The organism is Streptomyces sp. WAC05292, assembly GCF_003949955.1.
Taxonomy (GTDB): Bacteria; Actinomycetota; Actinomycetes; order Streptomycetales; family Streptomycetaceae; genus Streptomyces; species Streptomyces globosus.
Genome location: NZ_RPSE01000895.1, coordinates 1 through 270 on the forward strand (window position 1 = coordinate 1; position 270 = coordinate 270).

Genomic DNA, 270 nt, shown 5'->3' on the forward strand with positions numbered 1-270 from the left:
GGTCCGCGTACAGGGTGGCCAGGCGCAGCGGCAGGACGGTGGTGTGGGCGGCGAGTTCCTCGATGACGCGGTGGTGGGCGCGCGCGGTCTCCTCCAGCCAGGCCAGGTCCTCGAAGCGGACTTTGAGGGCCTCCTCGTCCCACTCCGACCGGGGGACGTCGCTGACGGCGAACGCGGCGGCGGGCCCGTGGCCGGGACCGGTCAGGGTGAGCAGGGTGACCGGGCTGCCGGCGACGCCGGTGAGGGCCGGCAGGACGTGCTCCAGCGCCG

General features: G+C 75.6%; 1 protein-coding gene. It reads right to left on the minus strand.

Features of this window, described 5'->3' with window-relative positions; translation table 11 throughout:
• A partial coding sequence (locus EF903_RS33625; RefSeq protein WP_185902985.1) for a GvpL/GvpF family gas vesicle protein occupies positions 1 to 270 on the minus strand: 270 nt, incomplete at both ends.